At 51.2% G+C, this 15540-nt stretch carries 13 protein-coding genes and 1 pseudogene; 5 read left to right on the top strand and 9 right to left on the bottom strand.

Annotated features, from left to right (window positions below):
* Positions 1-60: 60 nt before the first annotated feature.
* Positions 61-408 carry a hypothetical protein gene (locus tag ACO1NT_RS16020; protein ID WP_449049743.1) on the bottom strand — a complete coding sequence of 116 codons (348 nt, stop codon included), beginning with the start codon at positions 406-408 and terminating at the stop codon, positions 61-63.
* A gap of 72 nt (positions 409-480) precedes the next feature.
* Between ACO1NT_RS16020 and ACO1NT_RS16015 the strand changes: the two genes are divergently transcribed.
* Together ACO1NT_RS16015 and ACO1NT_RS16010 are read left to right on the top strand one after the other, a co-directional pair.
* On the top strand, positions 481-765 hold the full coding sequence (locus ACO1NT_RS16015; protein WP_449049742.1) for a hypothetical protein: 285 nt from the start codon (positions 481-483) through the stop codon (positions 763-765).
* Positions 766-891: 126 nt separating this feature from the next.
* On the top strand, positions 892-1539 hold the full coding sequence (locus tag ACO1NT_RS16010; protein ID WP_449049741.1) for a DUF4833 domain-containing protein: 648 nt from the start codon (positions 892-894) through the stop codon (positions 1537-1539).
* Here ACO1NT_RS16010 and bshC read toward each other — a convergent pair.
* The 8 genes from bshC to ACO1NT_RS15970 all read right to left on the bottom strand — a co-directional run bounded on the left by bshC (position 1533) and on the right by ACO1NT_RS15970 (position 11645).
* Entirely contained in the window at positions 1533-3122 is a 1590-nt protein-coding gene (bshC, locus tag ACO1NT_RS16005; RefSeq protein ID WP_449049740.1) for a bacillithiol biosynthesis cysteine-adding enzyme BshC, read from the bottom strand. The genes ACO1NT_RS16010 and bshC overlap by 7 nt on opposite strands.
* Before the next feature lie 48 nt (positions 3123-3170).
* Positions 3171-4505, bottom strand: a complete 1335-nt coding sequence (rimO, locus tag ACO1NT_RS16000; protein ID WP_449049739.1) for a 30S ribosomal protein S12 methylthiotransferase RimO — start codon at positions 4503-4505, stop codon at positions 3171-3173.
* Between the two features lie 13 nt (positions 4506-4518).
* Complete coding sequence (gene ftsY, locus ACO1NT_RS15995) at positions 4519-5481, bottom strand: signal recognition particle-docking protein FtsY (protein ID WP_449049738.1); 963 nt, start codon at positions 5479-5481, stop codon at positions 4519-4521.
* Between the two features lie 111 nt (positions 5482-5592).
* Positions 5593-5778, bottom strand: a complete 186-nt coding sequence (locus tag ACO1NT_RS15990) for a DUF4295 domain-containing protein (protein WP_449049737.1) — start codon at positions 5776-5778, stop codon at positions 5593-5595.
* 45 nt (positions 5779-5823) lie between these two features.
* On the bottom strand, positions 5824-6006 hold the full coding sequence (gene rpmG, locus ACO1NT_RS15985; RefSeq protein ID WP_257658623.1) for a 50S ribosomal protein L33: 183 nt from the start codon (positions 6004-6006) through the stop codon (positions 5824-5826).
* Between the two features lie 44 nt (positions 6007-6050).
* Complete coding sequence (rpmB, locus tag ACO1NT_RS15980) at positions 6051-6284, bottom strand: 50S ribosomal protein L28 (protein WP_188507788.1); 234 nt, start codon at positions 6282-6284, stop codon at positions 6051-6053.
* 166 nt (positions 6285-6450) lie between these two features.
* Complete coding sequence (locus ACO1NT_RS15975) at positions 6451-8361, bottom strand: RagB/SusD family nutrient uptake outer membrane protein (RefSeq protein WP_449049736.1); 1911 nt, start codon at positions 8359-8361, stop codon at positions 6451-6453.
* Positions 8362-8378: 17 nt separating this feature from the next.
* Positions 8379-11645, bottom strand: a complete 3267-nt coding sequence (locus ACO1NT_RS15970) for a SusC/RagA family TonB-linked outer membrane protein (protein ID WP_449049735.1) — start codon at positions 11643-11645, stop codon at positions 8379-8381.
* Positions 11646-12146: 501 nt separating this feature from the next.
* On the opposite strand from ACO1NT_RS15970, the gene ACO1NT_RS15965 reads away from it, so the two are divergent.
* The 3 genes and pseudogenes from ACO1NT_RS15965 to ACO1NT_RS15955 all read left to right on the top strand — a co-directional run.
* Positions 12147-12689, top strand: a complete 543-nt coding sequence (locus ACO1NT_RS15965; RefSeq protein WP_449049734.1) for a T9SS type A sorting domain-containing protein — start codon at positions 12147-12149, stop codon at positions 12687-12689.
* An 11-nt stretch (positions 12690-12700) separates the two neighbouring features.
* Positions 12701-13855, top strand: a complete 1155-nt coding sequence (gene porV / locus ACO1NT_RS15960; protein ID WP_449049733.1) for a type IX secretion system outer membrane channel protein PorV — start codon at positions 12701-12703, stop codon at positions 13853-13855.
* A 38-nt stretch (positions 13856-13893) separates the two neighbouring features.
* A pseudogene (locus ACO1NT_RS15955) lies at positions 13894-15540 on the top strand (hypothetical protein); the annotation flags it as partial.

Below are 15540 nucleotides of genomic sequence, written 5' to 3'. Positions count from 1 at the left end.
GTTTCCTCGCCCCGTATAGTCGTTTACAGAGCGGCCGTATGTAGGAAACGAAGGTTTTATTTAGTATGGCTCGCTGCGCGGGATGCTTTTTTGCCTTTGCCCGCAAGGCTTTCCGGCCTCTATGCCGTCCCGGCATGTTACTTGGACGCACCCAAGTAACCAAGGTGCTCCGGCTGTGCCGCAGTTGTCGTTTCCGGCTGCGCGCCGGTGCGAAGACGCGAACCCTAGGCCGCCTGCGCTGTTGGCCGGCCCTAGGGCTGGGTCCCGCTCGTTTGTACTTACCCCCACGTTGCTGCACCGCCCCATCACGGCCTGCACGTCCAACTGCGCCAAGGCCGGTCTTACCTCCGGACGGACGTTACTACCATCGCTAACGGAACTTCCATGGAGCCCTACCGTTATACCCATCGTCCCATATCCAGTCATCCGTATCCTATCCCATCATCGCACCTCGATCATCACCCACGGTGAGCCTGCACAATGGCCACCGCGGCGGGGCGAGGCCATCCGAAGATAATAGCTGAACGCATCGGCCTAGCCTGCGGAGGCAGCAACCGGCCGCCGGGCATGCCCGGTAGCGAACCGACGAACGATGGGAGGGGCCGGTGTGCAGGGGTGGCTTCGGTCCGCCGCGGCGCATGCGGCAACGGGATGCAACGGAGCAGGCAAGCCTTGATTTATTCACCGCGCATGTTTGTTTCAGCGGTCTTCATGAGCTCCCTTCGGTCGGTTTGGGTTACTTTTAGCGGAAAAGAACAACGTTAAACGATAACGGCACCGATGTGCCTAAATAAAAACTTCGTTTCTTGTCATCAAAGTAAACGCAACTGCGCTGAATCCTTTAACGGTGGCGGAAAGTAGGCAAACTCTTAGCAACGGAATATATTGCATATGAGGAGTATTTTTCCTAAGTTTGGAAAAAGGAGGCCGCTTATGCTGGGATATCCGCTGTTACATCCGTATGACCTATGTCCCCGCGGGGGCGCGAGAAGCAGCCTATATATTCTGCTCCTTTTTTCGGGGTTTACCTTGGCTGCGCAAGAGCGCGAATCAGCCAAAAAAGCCGTGGTAGACAGCCTGCCGGTACCGGATGAACCCCACCAATTGTTCTATCTGCAGCGCGACCCGGATGCCAATACGGTGATCTACCAACTCAACACCGTTGATGGCGTGGTCGATGCCGACGAACCCGTGCATGTTTATTGGATCCGCTATGCCGAGGGTGGTGCACGCAAGGAATTGAACTTTCTGCAGCGCACCATGGCGTACGGCATCACGCACAAAGCGCTTGGCAACGGTGCCTACGAGTTACGCCTGGCCGCCTATAAAGACCATCCGCTACGGCTGACCTATTGCGAGAAAAGCAAAACCTATCACGTTTATACCACCATCAACGACCGCGAGGCATGCTTAACGCGTATTTTTGTACGGATCGATGGGGGAAGCATGCTCAGCCCCAACATCCAATACTTCGAACTAACCGGCCGTGACACCACGACCCAAACGCTGGTAAGCGAACGGATAAAGCCGGTTCAGTAGATAATGGTAAACTTGAAATCCAACGGGCTGAAGTGCTGGATAAGCTCTTCGATCAGGCGGTCGCCATAACGCACATACAGTGGGCCCATGTTTTCCGAACGTTCCTGCAATACGCCGCCGGGAAAAAGCTTTTCCTTGATACGGTCGATCTGGATCAGCGCATCTTCGTGGTTGCGCTTATCGGCTTTGAGCAGTTTCTTCTCAAGGTTGTTGATGGCCTTTTTCAACCGAGCCTTCACCGCGTCGGTACTGGGGCCCAAACTCGGATCTATTTTATGGGCCCGGAGCCGCAGCTTACTGAAGATGGCGTTGAGTTCCATCCATTCGTCGTTGAGGGTAAGTCGGTGTTTGGTATGGCGGCGCACATATTCTTTTTTGAGCTCGTCGGTATCTTTGAAAATACTCCGGAAGGTGAGGTTGAGCCGGAGCACCTTCACAGACATGTTGTCGTCCGTAATCATCGCTGAGTTGCGGGGCACGAGGATGGGGAAGTCGATGCCATAATGCCCGAAAACCGATTTCAGCTGCAGCCAGTAGGCAATTTCGGCGCCACCGCCAATGTAGGCCAAGTTGGGCAGGACAACCTCTTGGTACAGTGGGCGCATCACCACATTCGGACTGAAGCGCTCGGGGTGGCTGTGTATTTCGGCCCTGAGTTCGTCTTCGGAAAAATAAAGCCCTTGGTTGAGTACTTCAAACCGGCCGTCGCCCAGCTTCACGATACGCTCACGGAAGGTATCGGTGAGGTAGAAAAAGTTGATTTCACGGGCGTGCACCTGACTGGCAAAGCCAGCCGCTTGCAGGGCAGCCGACGTTTCTTCAATGGCGTCGTGGCTATGCCCCCCCAGGATATCCTGTTCGATGAACGGCGCGAAGCGTTGCTTGAGCGACACCTCATCGGCATCGATGACGACGAGGCCGTGGGCACCAAACAGGCCATCCACGAGACTCCGTGTAGCATCCGCCAAGTTGCTGTGTTGCAGGTACGCCTTTCGAACAAGTGCCGCTAGTTTTGACGAATTGTCTGACAGGCCCAAGGTACGCTGGTATTCATGTACCGTATCGTCCATCCCGGCTGTCTTCATTCGCCCCGTGGCGCCACCCGCCGCCGTGTCCCACACAATTTTCTTGCCGTGCAGGCGCGTATGGTTGATTTCCGCGAAATCGTGGTCTTCGGTAGCCATCCAATATACAGGCACGAAGTTATAGTCGGGGAAGGCCTCTTTGAGGTCTTTTGCGAGCCGTATCGTGCTGGCAATCTTAAAGATGAAATACAGCGGACCGGTAAAAATATTGAGTTGGTGGCCGGTGGTGACGGTAAAGGTGCGTTCATCTGCCAACGCGTTGATGTGGGCCGCCACGGCCGACTGTTCCGCTAGGTTACTACCGTATTGGCGCCGCAACACCCGCACCAATTCCGTGCGGTCGGTTTTGCCGGCTTTGGCCTCCAACTGCCGGGCAAACCCATCGAGTGTCGGCCTATTGCCCGCGAAGGGTGCCAACGACGGATGGTCGCTTAAATATGCCAGCAATGTGTTGGAAAAGCTGTTGGTATCTTTATAATCTATATAGGTGGCCTTCATCAGCAAACAAAGATAGGTGTTGCAAGCAAAAACCGCGACGGATAACGATTATTTGACAATCGTTCCATACAGATCGAAATCTTCGGCCCGGTTTATATGCACCTTGGCGAAATGCCCCAAGGTGAGGTAGCTTTGTTCCACGGGGATAAGCACCTCATTATCCACCTCCGGCGAATCGTATTCGGTGCGGCCGATGAAATAATCGCCTTCCACTTTGTCTATCAATACATCGTACGTATGGCCTACTTTCCGCTGGTTGATATCGAAAGAAATACCCTGTTGGATGCCCATGATCTGTTCCACACGGTCGGCCTTTGTTTCTTCGGTCACGTCGTCTACCAGGTTGTGTGCATGGGTTTTCTCCTCGTGCGAATAGGTAAAGCAGCCGAGGCGGTCGAACCGCGTATCGGCCACCCATTGCTGGAGTTCCTCGAAATCCCGCTCGGTTTCACCGGGGTAACCACAGATGAGGGTAGTGCGCAGGGCAATACCCGGCACACGGTCGCGTATAGCATTGACCAAATCGATGGTTTTCTGCTTGGTGATGCCCCGCCGCATGGATTTGAGCATGGGATCGCTGATGTGCTGGAGGGGCATATCGAGGTAATTGCAGATATTATCGCGTTCATCCATCGCATCGAGGATATCCATCGGGAAACCCGAAGGGTAGGCATATTGCAACCTTATCCACTCGATGCCATCCACATCCGATAGCCTACGTAATAAATCGGCAAGGTTACGCTTTCCGTAGAGGTCGAGCCCATAATAGGTGAGGTCTTGCGCGATGAGGATGAGTTCTTTGGTGCCATTTTTGGCCAGCAGTTGCGCTTCCTTCACCAACGCTTCCATGGGTTTGGAGACATGCTTTCCCCGCATGAGCGGAATGGCACAGAAAGAACAAGGGCGGTTACAGCCCTCGGCAATCTTGAAATAGGCAAAGTGCGACGGCGTGGTCAGCAACCGCTCGCCCACCAGCTCATGCTTATAGTCGGCACCCACAGCACCCAGTAAGTCTTGAAGGTCGTGCGTGCCGAAATAGGCGTCTACGTTGGGGATTTCATTTTGCAGTTCGGGCTTGTAGCGTTCGGACAGGCATCCGGTAACGATGACCTTGCCAACCTTACCCTCGTCCTTGAGCGCACTGTATTGCAGGATGGTATCGATGGATTCTTGCTTGGCATTATCGATGAACCCACAAGTATTGATAACCACGATATCGTCTGTCCGCACATCGGCCGACTCGTGTACCACGGACATATCGTTGCCCCGCAGCTGGCCCATCAGCACCTCACTGTCGTGTATATTCTTGGAGCATCCCAAGGTCACCACGTTTACACGGGGCCTTGGGGGGCTTTCTGCCACCTTGGTCGGTTTCGTCTTCATGATAATGTTATGTTCATTTGAACAGGGAATCGACAAACTCCTTTTTGTTGAACAGTTGCAGGTCGTCCATTTTTTCGCCGACCCCAATGTACTTCACCGGGATTTTGAACTGGTCGGAGATACCGATCACCACGCCCCCTTTGGCAGTTCCATCAAGTTTGGTAAGGGCCAGGGCATTGACGTCGGTGGCTTGGGTGAACTGTTTGCACTGCTCAATGGCGTTCTGGCCCGTGGAGGCATCGAGCACCAGCAGGATTTCGTGCGGGGCGCCGGGCACAATCTTTTGCATCACCTGTTTGATTTTGGTGAGCTCGTTCATGAGCGCTACTTTGTTATGTAGCCTACCCGCCGTATCGATGATCGCCACATCGTCGCCATTGGCTACGGCGGATTTGACCGTATCGAACGCTACGGAGGCCGGGTCTGAACCCATGGCCTGGGCCACTACGCGGACACCCACGCGCTCGCCCCACAGCTTGATCTGGTCTACGGCAGCCGCACGGAACGTATCGGCGGCACCCAATACCACGCTATTGCCAGCCTGCTTGAGTTGGTGGGCCAATTTACCGATGGTGGTGGTTTTACCCACCCCGTTGACACCCACGACCATGATGACATAGGGTTTATGTTCGCCATATTCGAAATGTTCGAAATCGGCACTGTTGTTTTCGGCAAGTAGGGCTTGTATCTCATCGCGCAGGAGGGCATTGAGCTCGGACGTATTGATATACTTGTCGCGCGCTACGCGGGCTTCGATGCGCTCAATGATCTTAAGGGTCGTGGTGACGCCCACGTCCGAGGTAACGAGCACTTCTTCCAGTTCGTCGAGCACATCGTCGTCTACGGTAGACTTACCCACGACCGCCTTGGTGATCTTAGACAGAAAACCTTCTTTAGTTTTCTCTAGGCCCTTATCAAGGGCTTCCTGGGCTTCAGGAGTTTCCTGCTTCTTCTTGAAAAAATCAAATAGTCCCATAGTTTGTTATTGCCGAGCCCGCTTAAAAAAGCCCACTAATTGCAAACATAGCAAAAAAGCCCTTCCTGTAGTTTCCCGAAACGGCTTTTCGCAATATTGGTCGTTACAGAATTACTCTGCAGCTGTTTCTTCAACGGCTTCCTTGGCTGCCTCTACGGCGTCCTTGATGTGGTCGTTGTGCGCAATCAGTTCCTTGAAGGTATATGCACCAGTTTTCGGGGATCTAACAGCGGTAATAACCTTGGTGTAATCTTTGCCCTTGCCCGTTTTGAGTGATGCTACTGCTTTCTTTGCCATTTCTGTTTTCTTTATGCAAATTGCTGCTTGAAAGCAACTGCGGATTTATTTAATCTCTTTGTGAACGGTAACACGGCGCAACACCGGGTTGAATTTTTTCAACTCAAGCCGCTCGGTGGTATTTTTCTTGTTCTTCGTGGTGATGTAACGCGACATCCCCGGTTGACCGCTTTCTTTGTGCTCGGTACATTCCAGAATGACCTGTACCCTATTTCCTTTTTTTGCCATTGCTTCGTTGTATTATAATCCGCCCAGCCGGTACGGATAGTTCTTTAGACGTACCCCTTCTTGATAAACTTGTTGATCACGGCCGTGATGCCGTTTTTGTTGATGGTCTTTATCGCCGAGGTGGATACTTTCAGGGTAATCCAACGGTTTTCTTCCGGAATGAAGAACCGCTTGGTCTGCAGGTTAGGGTAAAACTTGCGTTTCGTCTTCGCATTTGAATTGGAAACGTTGTACCCATTCATCGCCCCTTTTCCTGTTAAATCACAAACTCTTGACATGATGGTATGCTGTTATATATTATTAAACGCCTTTTTGCAAAGGGTTTGCAAATATCAGCATTTGTTTTTTATTATACAATTATTTTTTCGAATTGATAAAGCTGTGACTTTTTAAGCGGACGACTCCTAAAAGGGGGTCGTCCGCATGATATTTATAAGTACATCACTAGCTTCCGGCCTGCGGTCCTAAAACGGTACCTTCTTCGGGCACCTGTAGTGGCTCAACATTGCGCTCTGCACCCGGATAGCCAATATTTTGATTGATCACGCCCTTAATGTTCGTATTGATGGCATTTGCAGGTACGGGCCACAGGATGTGGTGTACGCTGATTTTATATTCGGCCCACTTGTGTTTAACGCCTTTGTTATAAAAGTTGCTCCTCGCTACCACCCGGTCATACCAGAAATTAATGCCCTCTTGTTTGACATTGGCACCTGTTCCTCCCGGTCCGCTTAAGTTCTGCAGGCTATAGGTGCGACCACCAAATATTTCGCAGGGTTTACCCGTTCTAGCGTAGATGTACGAGATTCGCACTAACTCAACGTGGCGGTTTTCCTCATAATACAATTCGCGCGCGCGTTCATCGAGTATTTCACCGATATTAATGTCGCCCGCGCTGAGCGGCGCTGCACCTGCACGGGTTCGTACTTCATTCAATGCTTCCGCCGCCAGCCCAGGTTGGTCTTTCCAATAATAACATTCGGCAATCAACAAGTAGACCTCGGCCGACCGATAAATATACCACGGCGTTTCACCACCGGCCCACGTCGTTTGCAATGGATCAGGCACGAACGTTTTGAAGTGAGGCCAGGGGTACCATGTTCTGATGGTATCTTCCACACTCATGCTTGCCGGCTTTTCAAAATGTTCGCCATACCATGCACTCCCACTAGTTTTCAAACTTGGCGCATTATACCTTAAATCTTCCATACGCTTCCAGCTATCGCGATTGTAAATACCTCTCATATCGTTGGCTTCTTTATCTGCCCGCCAGATATAGCTGGTGAAATAAGACGTAGAACGCAACCGCCCAATGCCGCGGCCATAGGTTTTATTCAGATCCATTTCGGGATCCGTCTCTCCGGGAGCGGGTGCAATGCTTGTACCACCCTGTCCGTCGGGTGTTTTGATGCTTCCGCTGTTCCAGAAGGGCACAGCGTTTCGCATGATTTGGATACGATCTGAACCTTCCTCTTCGGGATAAGCCACCACATACATCAAGCCTTCGGTGTTGGACATATCCAGTTTTGCTTCGACGCTGTGCAAGTCAAACATCAAGTTCGTATTCGGTTTACTTTGGTTTGGCGTAAAACGGTCCCGCATCAGTGGATGCTTGGCCACGATTTCCTGCCCCACTTGGATAGCGCGATCAAAGTCGCCCAGCACCATGCAAACTTTCATCAGCAATACGCCACAGGCAGCCTTTGATGTACGTCCACGGTCTACGACTTCCGGCACCCATTGATAGGCAAATTCCAAATCCTTGCGCATCCGTTCCAAGATACCCCACCGATCGTATGAGTAGAAATCATACTTTGGTGCTTCGATTTCCCAGTCCAGATAGGGCACATCACCGAATTGATGCGTAAGTTTATAATAGCGGTATGCCCGGTGGAAATAGGCAGAGCCCAATACTGCATTGCGTTCTTCTTCACTACCGAATTCGGCATTGTCGATCCGCGAAATAACGGTATTGGCATATTTAACACCTTTATAGCCCTCATACCAATACCAACCCACCCGTGTATTATTTACATTATTTAACTGTGCGTCTGGCAAAAGGGCAACATCCATGTCCATTTGCGGCCCTGCTTTGTCGGTGGTTCCCTCAACGGCCACTTCCGACTGGATAATCTCCGTCAATATGGGCGCTCCATCACCAAAGTATTCGTGCCGCATATTGCGTTCTAACGTGGTAAGTGCCGAATACATCCCTTCCGCATTGGACAAGGCTACTCCAGGTTCGTAAAATGACAACGGCTTGGGTTGAAGCCAATCTTCGTTACAGCTTACAGCAGTAAAGGCCAGAGTAGCGAGCGCCAAAACAGCCTTTGAATATATCTTTTTATTATTCATCTTCTTATGTTTTGAAGTTAGAGCGAAAAATTGATACTCATGTTGTACGTCCGCGGGGTAGGCATCCCGCCAAGGTCTGCATTGTCATACGATTCCGGATCACCAAACGTCCAGTCAGGCGCCCAAACCGCCACGTTACGTACGGTGGCCGATATCCGCAGGTTCTGGATATTGAACCGCTGCAGGAACGTGTTTGGCACGGCATAGGACAGCGACACGTTATCTAACCGAATAAACGACCGTGCAACATAGTTGGAACCGATATTTTTTGAACCGATGCGACCATAGTCATTAATCGGGTTATCCGGCGTCCATCTGGGCTGTTCATAATCGGTAGCCCGGTCGGCAAAATTTGCGTTGTTTGCGGCCCGGTTATAAGTATCATAATGCCCCCAATTGGAATACACAAAAAAGGAAAAATCAAAATTACCATAACGGAAGTCATTTCGGAGCGACCACCGGAACCGGGGTGTTGTCCATTGTTGGAAAATGCGATCCTCGTCGGTCATCACGCCGTCACCGTTTTGATCTTTGTATTTGAAGTCCCCTGGTTGCAATCCGTAAGGCTCGGCTTCTTCTTCCTCCCCTACCTGCCACACGCCAATTCGCTCATAAGACCATATCCTATCGGGATCCTGGCCAATGAACCACCGGTTTTTAATATCGTCGGCTTCGCGTTGTCCGATGACATTGCCATTGTCATCCAAGATGTCTACCATATCGCCATACAGGTGTTTGATCTCCCGTCGGTTGAGCATAAAGATGGCCGATGCGTTCCAGTTGAATTTCTCGCGTTCGATGATCCGACTGTTCAGGGCAACTTCAAAGCCTTTATTCTCTAACTCCCCTAGATTGGCCGCCACGCTATTGAACCCGATAATTTCCGGAAGTGCCCGGTCAACCAGCAAATCCATGGTAGTAGAAGTGTAAAAATCTAACGCACCACCTAGCTTATTATTGAACAATGAGAAATCTAACCCGAGGTTATAAGAGGATTTGTTTTCCCATTTCAGGCCCAGATTGGCCATGCGGTTGACATACAGCTGAGAATAGAGGTATATATTACCGTTTTGGTCAATATAGGGGTGCAGCCCGGAGGTCATATCCGATAACGCTTCATACTGGCCGATGTCACGGTTACCGTTCCGGCCCCATGACAAACGGAGTTTACCATAATCGAGCCAGCTTGATGTATTCGCCATAAACTTTTCATCCGAGAAATTCCAAGCGAGGGCCAATGCCGGAAATGTTGCCCGCGGATTTTGTGCACCAAAGGCTGAATACCCATCGCGACGCACGGAAGCGGTAAGCATGTAGCGGTCATGTAACGAATAAAACAACCGCCCCATCAGGGCGTCGCCCGTTCTATAGGTATCATTACTTTCATTGAGCGGTACGGAGCCCGCTTGCAGGCGGTGCCATCCAAGAATATCGCTGGGGCTATAATTCGAGGTCGTGGCTTTGGTACGCCAATATTGACCCTTCTCCGCATTCTGCAATAGCGTCACTTCGAAATTGTGGGCATCAAACTGTTTATTCCACCGCAACACGTTGTCGATTTGCCAGTTATATGTTTTCTCGAAAGTACGCTCGGAGCTCCCACCACGGTTGGCCCACTCGGGGTTTTGTGATGATTCGTGGTTGTAGTACTCGCGCCATACATACGACGGTGTGAAGTTGGTTTGGAATTCGATACCGAAGGGCAAGTTCACGATACCGTACAAGGAAGCATTCAGGGTATTATACCGGTCAACCCGGTCTCGATATAAATTATCAAAAAACGGGTTCTGCGGTGTGACATCGCCGGTTGGCAGGCGCTGATAGGGGCTTTCGGGATCACCAATGTTATTTGAGCCATAGGGTGAAATAACAGCCGATTGGCCCCAATTTGCTTGCAAGAAACCTTCATTGCGTGTAGCAAAGTTAGCATGGGCCCCTACGCGCAGGAAAGATGTGATTGTCGATTCCAGATTCAGCCTAGACCGCAAGTTTTTAAATCGATTTCCTACAATGATGCCTTCACGGTCGACGTGATTTATTGACCAGTAATAATTGACATTGTCTGTTTTGTTAGAGATACTAACCGAATAATCTTGCTGAACACCCTGTTGGAAAACAAGGTCTTGCCAATCGGTAATCCGATTAATCATGTAATTGTCGATTTCAGGTGTCTTCAATTCAAGCCGCGATAACCAACTACGGATGAGCTGTTCTTCCGTTACGGAAGACACGGGGTCATTTTGGTCGTAGTTATACCAAGTCAGTTGATCGACTTGGCTTAATTTACGTGGGTCGACAAACATTTCTGGATACTGGTCATGATACTGGTCAGTACGCCGGCCCATTTCATAATCATACCGATAGGCGAGGAATTCCTCACCCGTCATGACGCGCGGCATGTTTGCATTTTCGACAAAGCCTATATTGCCATTGAACGAGATCCGGGGCTTTCCAACCTGTCCCTTTTTGGTGGTAATCAACACGACGCCATTCGCGGCTTTCGCCCCGTAAACGGCCGATGCACTGGCATCTTTCAGAATATCGATAGATTGGATGTCGTTGGGGTTCAAGTCGGATAATGCGCCGTCGAATATGACACCGTCTACAACGTGCAATGGACTACTTCCCGCTTTCAAGGTTCCTTTTCCGCGGATAAGTAACGAAGCATCGCCCTTTGCGGTATTACCTTGCCCAATAATCATGCCCGCGGCATTTGCACGCAATAAATCTTGTACAGATCGAGGTGCTTGGGTCTCCAACTTCTCTGCCTGGACGGAAGAGACTGCTCCCGTGAGGTCTTTCCGCTTTGCGGTACCATAACCAATGACAACTACCTCATCAAGGTCCTGGATATCGGACCTTAACGTGATGTCAATGGCGGTACGTTGACCTACCTCAACCTCTTGTGTACTGTATCCCGTTGAAGAAAAGACCAATATAGCACCCTCCTCGGGTAACGCGAGGCTATAGTGTCCTTCTGCATCAGTTTGGGTACCCGTGCCAGTGCCTTTGATAACCACCGTTACACCCGCGAGAGGAAATCCGGCATCGCCTTTAACCGTGCCACTGATAACTCGCTGAAGAGATTTACCGGCTGTTAGTAAATTTTCATTATTTCCCGGAGGAGGCGTTTTAACTGACACAAAAACTCCAACGTGTTTGTTGGCAACATCACGGTCGTGCAGTACCGAATACCCATTCGGTGATTTTGCTTCTAGGTGCCCGACGCCAAAAATCGGCGACAACACAAAGACCAATCCTAATTTAGTAAGTTGAATTTTCATTAGTTCATTATTTGGTTAAATGTGAACGAAAAACAAATGGTGGCAATCGGGGGTAGTGATTCCCGTCACTTCGGAAAGCTTCTAATGCCATTTAGGTAGGATACCAATCGGTATTGTCTATGATAATCCGATGTAGTAATCTGTAAAATTGCCTCATTAAATCCTCCTCTTTTTAGATTATTAACTGGTTCCCTCCTTAACGTTACGCTAAGTGTGTGTTAGGGACGAATGTGTACATCCAAATATAGCTATAGTTAGTTGCTGCGGTGGTTATTGGTAGCCGTTTATCTAAAAACAAGCCCTAAAAACTGTGTTTTTAACCCTTTTCAATCGGTGGACTGATTTTGTCGTTTGTAACAGGCGTGTTGCGAACGGCCGTGCTGCTACCTTTATCAATTGAAAACCGCCTTCTATAAATCCCGGAACTTCATCGGTAAAGTGATATACGGATGGTATGGCACCCGCCATTAGTTTTGACCCTCGAACAGGAAAATTTTCATTATGACGACAATTTTGGCATTTCCCAACCGCAACTACCGCTACCTCATTGGACTTCTATGGGTAGTCCTGCTTCGGGTCTCTTCCGCACCCCTCAGTGCTCAAGAACTCATTTTAGAAAGGCAAGTGGTAGGCAGCACCGGCATTAGCATGCAGGTTGGCCAAACCATTTTTCAGTATACCATCGGTGAAGCGGTAGTCGCGTCGCTCTTGAAGTCTCCGTTATTACTCACCCAAGGATTCCAGCAACCGGAAGTAACGGTCAGCATGCACACACCACAGCTGCCGTACTTAACAGACTTCATTGTCTTCCCGAATCCGGCATCGAGCTATACCACCATCCGGTTCAATTTATTGGCACCAGGCAACGTAAGGTTCATGTTGGTGAACAATGCAGGCCAGATTGTATATAGTGAAGATCGCAACGTAGCCGCCGGTATGATTGAATACCGCGTACCCCTTGAACGGTACGCTTCGGGTCTGTACTATGTGGTGCTATCCGTCGACTCACTGAGAAAATACACCGAAAAATTAATCATCCAGTAACATTCAACACCATGGAATCGAACATGATCACCGGCGTACTCCCGGGCTTGCTCGCTGGGTTACTTTTGGCAGTAATGCCTGTGTCGGCACAAAACAGCCGTGCGATAACTACAGGAGCATCTTTCCTTTTACTCAGCCCCGATGCCCGGAACGCCGGTGTGGGGGAAGCGGGTACAGGTCTGGAGGCCGATGCGAACGCCACGTACACGAACGCTGCGAAGCTCGCTTTCGCCGATCGCATGGGCATTAGCCTGTCGTATACGCCTTGGATGCGTCAATTGGTAGACGATGAGCACTTGAGTTATGTGACCGCTTACCATCGTTTAAATGACAGGGAGGCTATAGGCATGTCAATCAAGTACCTGGATCTCGGCGAAGCTTCCTTCCGCGACGAGGCGGGCAACCTGTTGCAGCGGTATAGCCCCGCGGAGTTTGCACTCGACATGAGCTATGCCCGCAAGATGGGCGAACATTTCGCCATGGCCCTTACGGCGCGGTACATCCACAGTGCACTGGGTGCCGGTTTTTACAATGGGCTGGAAATGGCTCCGGCCAGTGCATTTGCGGTGGACGTGAGTGTCTACTCCGAACGCGAACTATTCCGGTCGCGCCAATTCGGCAAGCGCTTCGCATGGGGAATCAACTTGAGCAATGTCGGCACCAAAATTTCCTATTCCAATTCTAAGGAGAGCTTCCTACCCATGAATTTGCGCTTAGGAACGGGGTATGCGCTGTACAACGACCCAAATAACCGGTTAACCCTGCTGCTCGACGTCAACAAACTCATGGTTCCTACTTCGCCGATATATAGGTTGGATGAAAATGGACAGCCCACGACCGAAATAGCGCTAGGCAAAGACCCGAACAGAAGTGTGACCGATGCCCTGTTTACATCGCTGTTTGACGCGCCGGGGGGATTTGGCGAGGAGCTTTCTGAATTTACAATCGCCGGGGGCTTCGAGTTCAGCTATTACCGTCAGTTTTTTCTCCGCGCAGGCTATTACCATGAAGCGCCGGATAAAGGCAACAGGCAACACCTTTCGACTGGCTTTGGCATCCGCGTCAGTGACTTCCAATTGGACATGAGCTATACCATGCCGATGGCTAGGCGGTATACCGTGCGCAATGAATTTAAAGCTACCCTGAGTTTTAACCTCAACAACTAATTGAATTACATCATAAATAAAATAGCTGTATCATGATTATGAAAACAAAACGATTACTCGTCACCCTTTGGCTACTAGCCCTGTGGTTCGGTGCATCCGCTCAATCAGGCCTCGATGGCATCAACTACCAAGCGGTTGCGCGCAATACGGATGGTACCGTACTGGCAGAAAAGAACATCCGTGTACGGTTATCCGTCATCGGCGAGTCGGCAGCGGGTGAAGTGCAGTACCGCGAAGAACACGAACTCACGACCAATAAGCTGGGTTTATTCACGCTGCAAATCGGCAGGGGACAGGCCAAACAAGGGGCATTTGCCGAGATTCCTTGGCAGGACGCGAATCAGTATTTAAAGATTGAAGTGGCTGTTGATGGCGGAATGTTTGCCGATCTGGGCACCACCCAGCTGATGAGCGTACCATTTGCGCTGTATGCAGCGTCTAGTGCGTCCGGGCAAACCGGACCACAAGGGCCGAAGGGAGACAAAGGCGACACGGGAGAGACTGGACCGCAGGGCCCCGCCGGGCCTAAGGGTGAGAAGGGTGACAAAGGTGATCCGAACGGCCCTCCGGGCCCGAAAGGCGAAAAGGGGGAACAAGGCGAAAAGGGTGAGCAGGGAGAAAAAGGCGAACCAGGGCCTACCGGTCCGCAGGGACCCGCAGGGGCGGTGGGACCACAGGGACCACAGGGACCCATGGGACCGGCAGGGCCAAAGGGCGACCAAGGGGAGAAAGGCGAGAAAGGTGAGCAGGGACAACAAGGGATCGCCGGGCCTGCCGGGCCTGCCGGACCACAAGGACCAGAGGGACCAGCAGGTGCCGACGGAATCCTTACTGGACAAGCTGGCGGCGATCTCTCGGGCACCTATCCCCATCCCGTAGTGACGAAGCTTCAGGGCGTGCCCATCGTGGATGCAGCGCCTGCCAATAACGATGTTCTTCGGTTCGATGGCTCGCAGTGGGTGCCCGAAGCCTTGGCGAATACCGGATTCGAACTGCCCTTTTCGGCGGCGGAAAACCTGCCCAACACCTTGTTTTCCCTTACCAATGAAGGTGACGGCACCGCGGGCAATTTCGAAATCAACAACAGTGCCGCAACGGTACCGGCACTCCGTGCGCACACCAATGGCCAAGGGGCTGCCGGCCATTTTACGTATGATCACCCCAATGGTCAAGGCGCGGCGCTGATAGCGGAAAGCAACAGTGGAGAAATGACCATTTATGCCACACAAGACGGTAGTGGCGCAACCATTTCTGCCGAAAACGATGGTACGGGTCCGGTTGGACTCTTCTCGAATGGTAACCCCGAAAATCCGTCTGATGCCCTTTCGGTTTATACAGGAAGCAACTCAGGGCGGGCTGCATATTTCAGTAACAGCGACAATAGCAGTGGGGACGTGCTCCGGGTGGAACATCAGGGAAATGGCGGCTACGCACTGGGGGCCACAACTACAGGTGGAGCCCAGGGGGTGGGCTATTTCCGCATTCAGAACCCTACGAATGCTGGAAATGCGCTGCTGGTGGAAACTAACGGCGTGGGTCACGCGATCAATGCCCGGACAGAAAAAGATGGAAATGCGTTGATGGCCCTCGCCCTGGGAAGTGGGAATGCCTTATACGCTGTTAATTCAGGGACGGGGCACGCGGCAGCTATCAGAAACATTACCGCCGACAACCCCAACCCCGCC

The organism is Parapedobacter sp., assembly GCF_053550995.1.
Note: the sequence above shows the minus strand (reverse complement) of the source record. Positions and strands in the feature narration are given on the sequence as shown.

What these genes read in the sequence shown, in the direction of transcription:
- ACO1NT_RS16020 (WP_449049743.1), bottom strand. Translation starts at nt 408, where the DNA reads ATGGGTATAACGGTAGGGCTCCATGGAAGTTCCGTTAGCGATGGTAGT.
- ACO1NT_RS16015 (WP_449049742.1), top strand. Translation starts at nt 481, where the DNA reads ATGGCCACCGCGGCGGGGCGAGGCCATCCGAAGATAATAGCTGAACGC.
- ACO1NT_RS16010 (WP_449049741.1), top strand. Translation starts at nt 892, where the DNA reads ATGAGGAGTATTTTTCCTAAGTTTGGAAAAAGGAGGCCGCTTATGCTG.
- bshC (WP_449049740.1), bottom strand. Translation starts at nt 3,122, where the DNA reads ATGAAGGCCACCTATATAGATTATAAAGATACCAACAGCTTTTCCAAC.
- rimO (WP_449049739.1), bottom strand. Translation starts at nt 4,505, where the DNA reads ATGAAGACGAAACCGACCAAGGTGGCAGAAAGCCCCCCAAGGCCCCGT.
- ftsY (WP_449049738.1), bottom strand. Translation starts at nt 5,481, where the DNA reads ATGGGACTATTTGATTTTTTCAAGAAGAAGCAGGAAACTCCTGAAGCC.
- ACO1NT_RS15990 (WP_449049737.1), bottom strand. Translation starts at nt 5,778, where the DNA reads ATGGCAAAGAAAGCAGTAGCATCACTCAAAACGGGCAAGGGCAAAGAT.
- rpmG (WP_257658623.1), bottom strand. Translation starts at nt 6,006, where the DNA reads ATGGCAAAAAAAGGAAATAGGGTACAGGTCATTCTGGAATGTACCGAG.
- rpmB (WP_188507788.1), bottom strand. Translation starts at nt 6,284, where the DNA reads ATGTCAAGAGTTTGTGATTTAACAGGAAAAGGGGCGATGAATGGGTAC.
- ACO1NT_RS15975 (WP_449049736.1), bottom strand. Translation starts at nt 8,361, where the DNA reads ATGAATAATAAAAAGATATATTCAAAGGCTGTTTTGGCGCTCGCTACT.
- ACO1NT_RS15970 (WP_449049735.1), bottom strand. Translation starts at nt 11,645, where the DNA reads ATGAAAATTCAACTTACTAAATTAGGATTGGTCTTTGTGTTGTCGCCG.
- ACO1NT_RS15965 (WP_449049734.1), top strand. Translation starts at nt 12,147, where the DNA reads ATGACGACAATTTTGGCATTTCCCAACCGCAACTACCGCTACCTCATT.
- porV (WP_449049733.1), top strand. Translation starts at nt 12,701, where the DNA reads ATGGAATCGAACATGATCACCGGCGTACTCCCGGGCTTGCTCGCTGGG.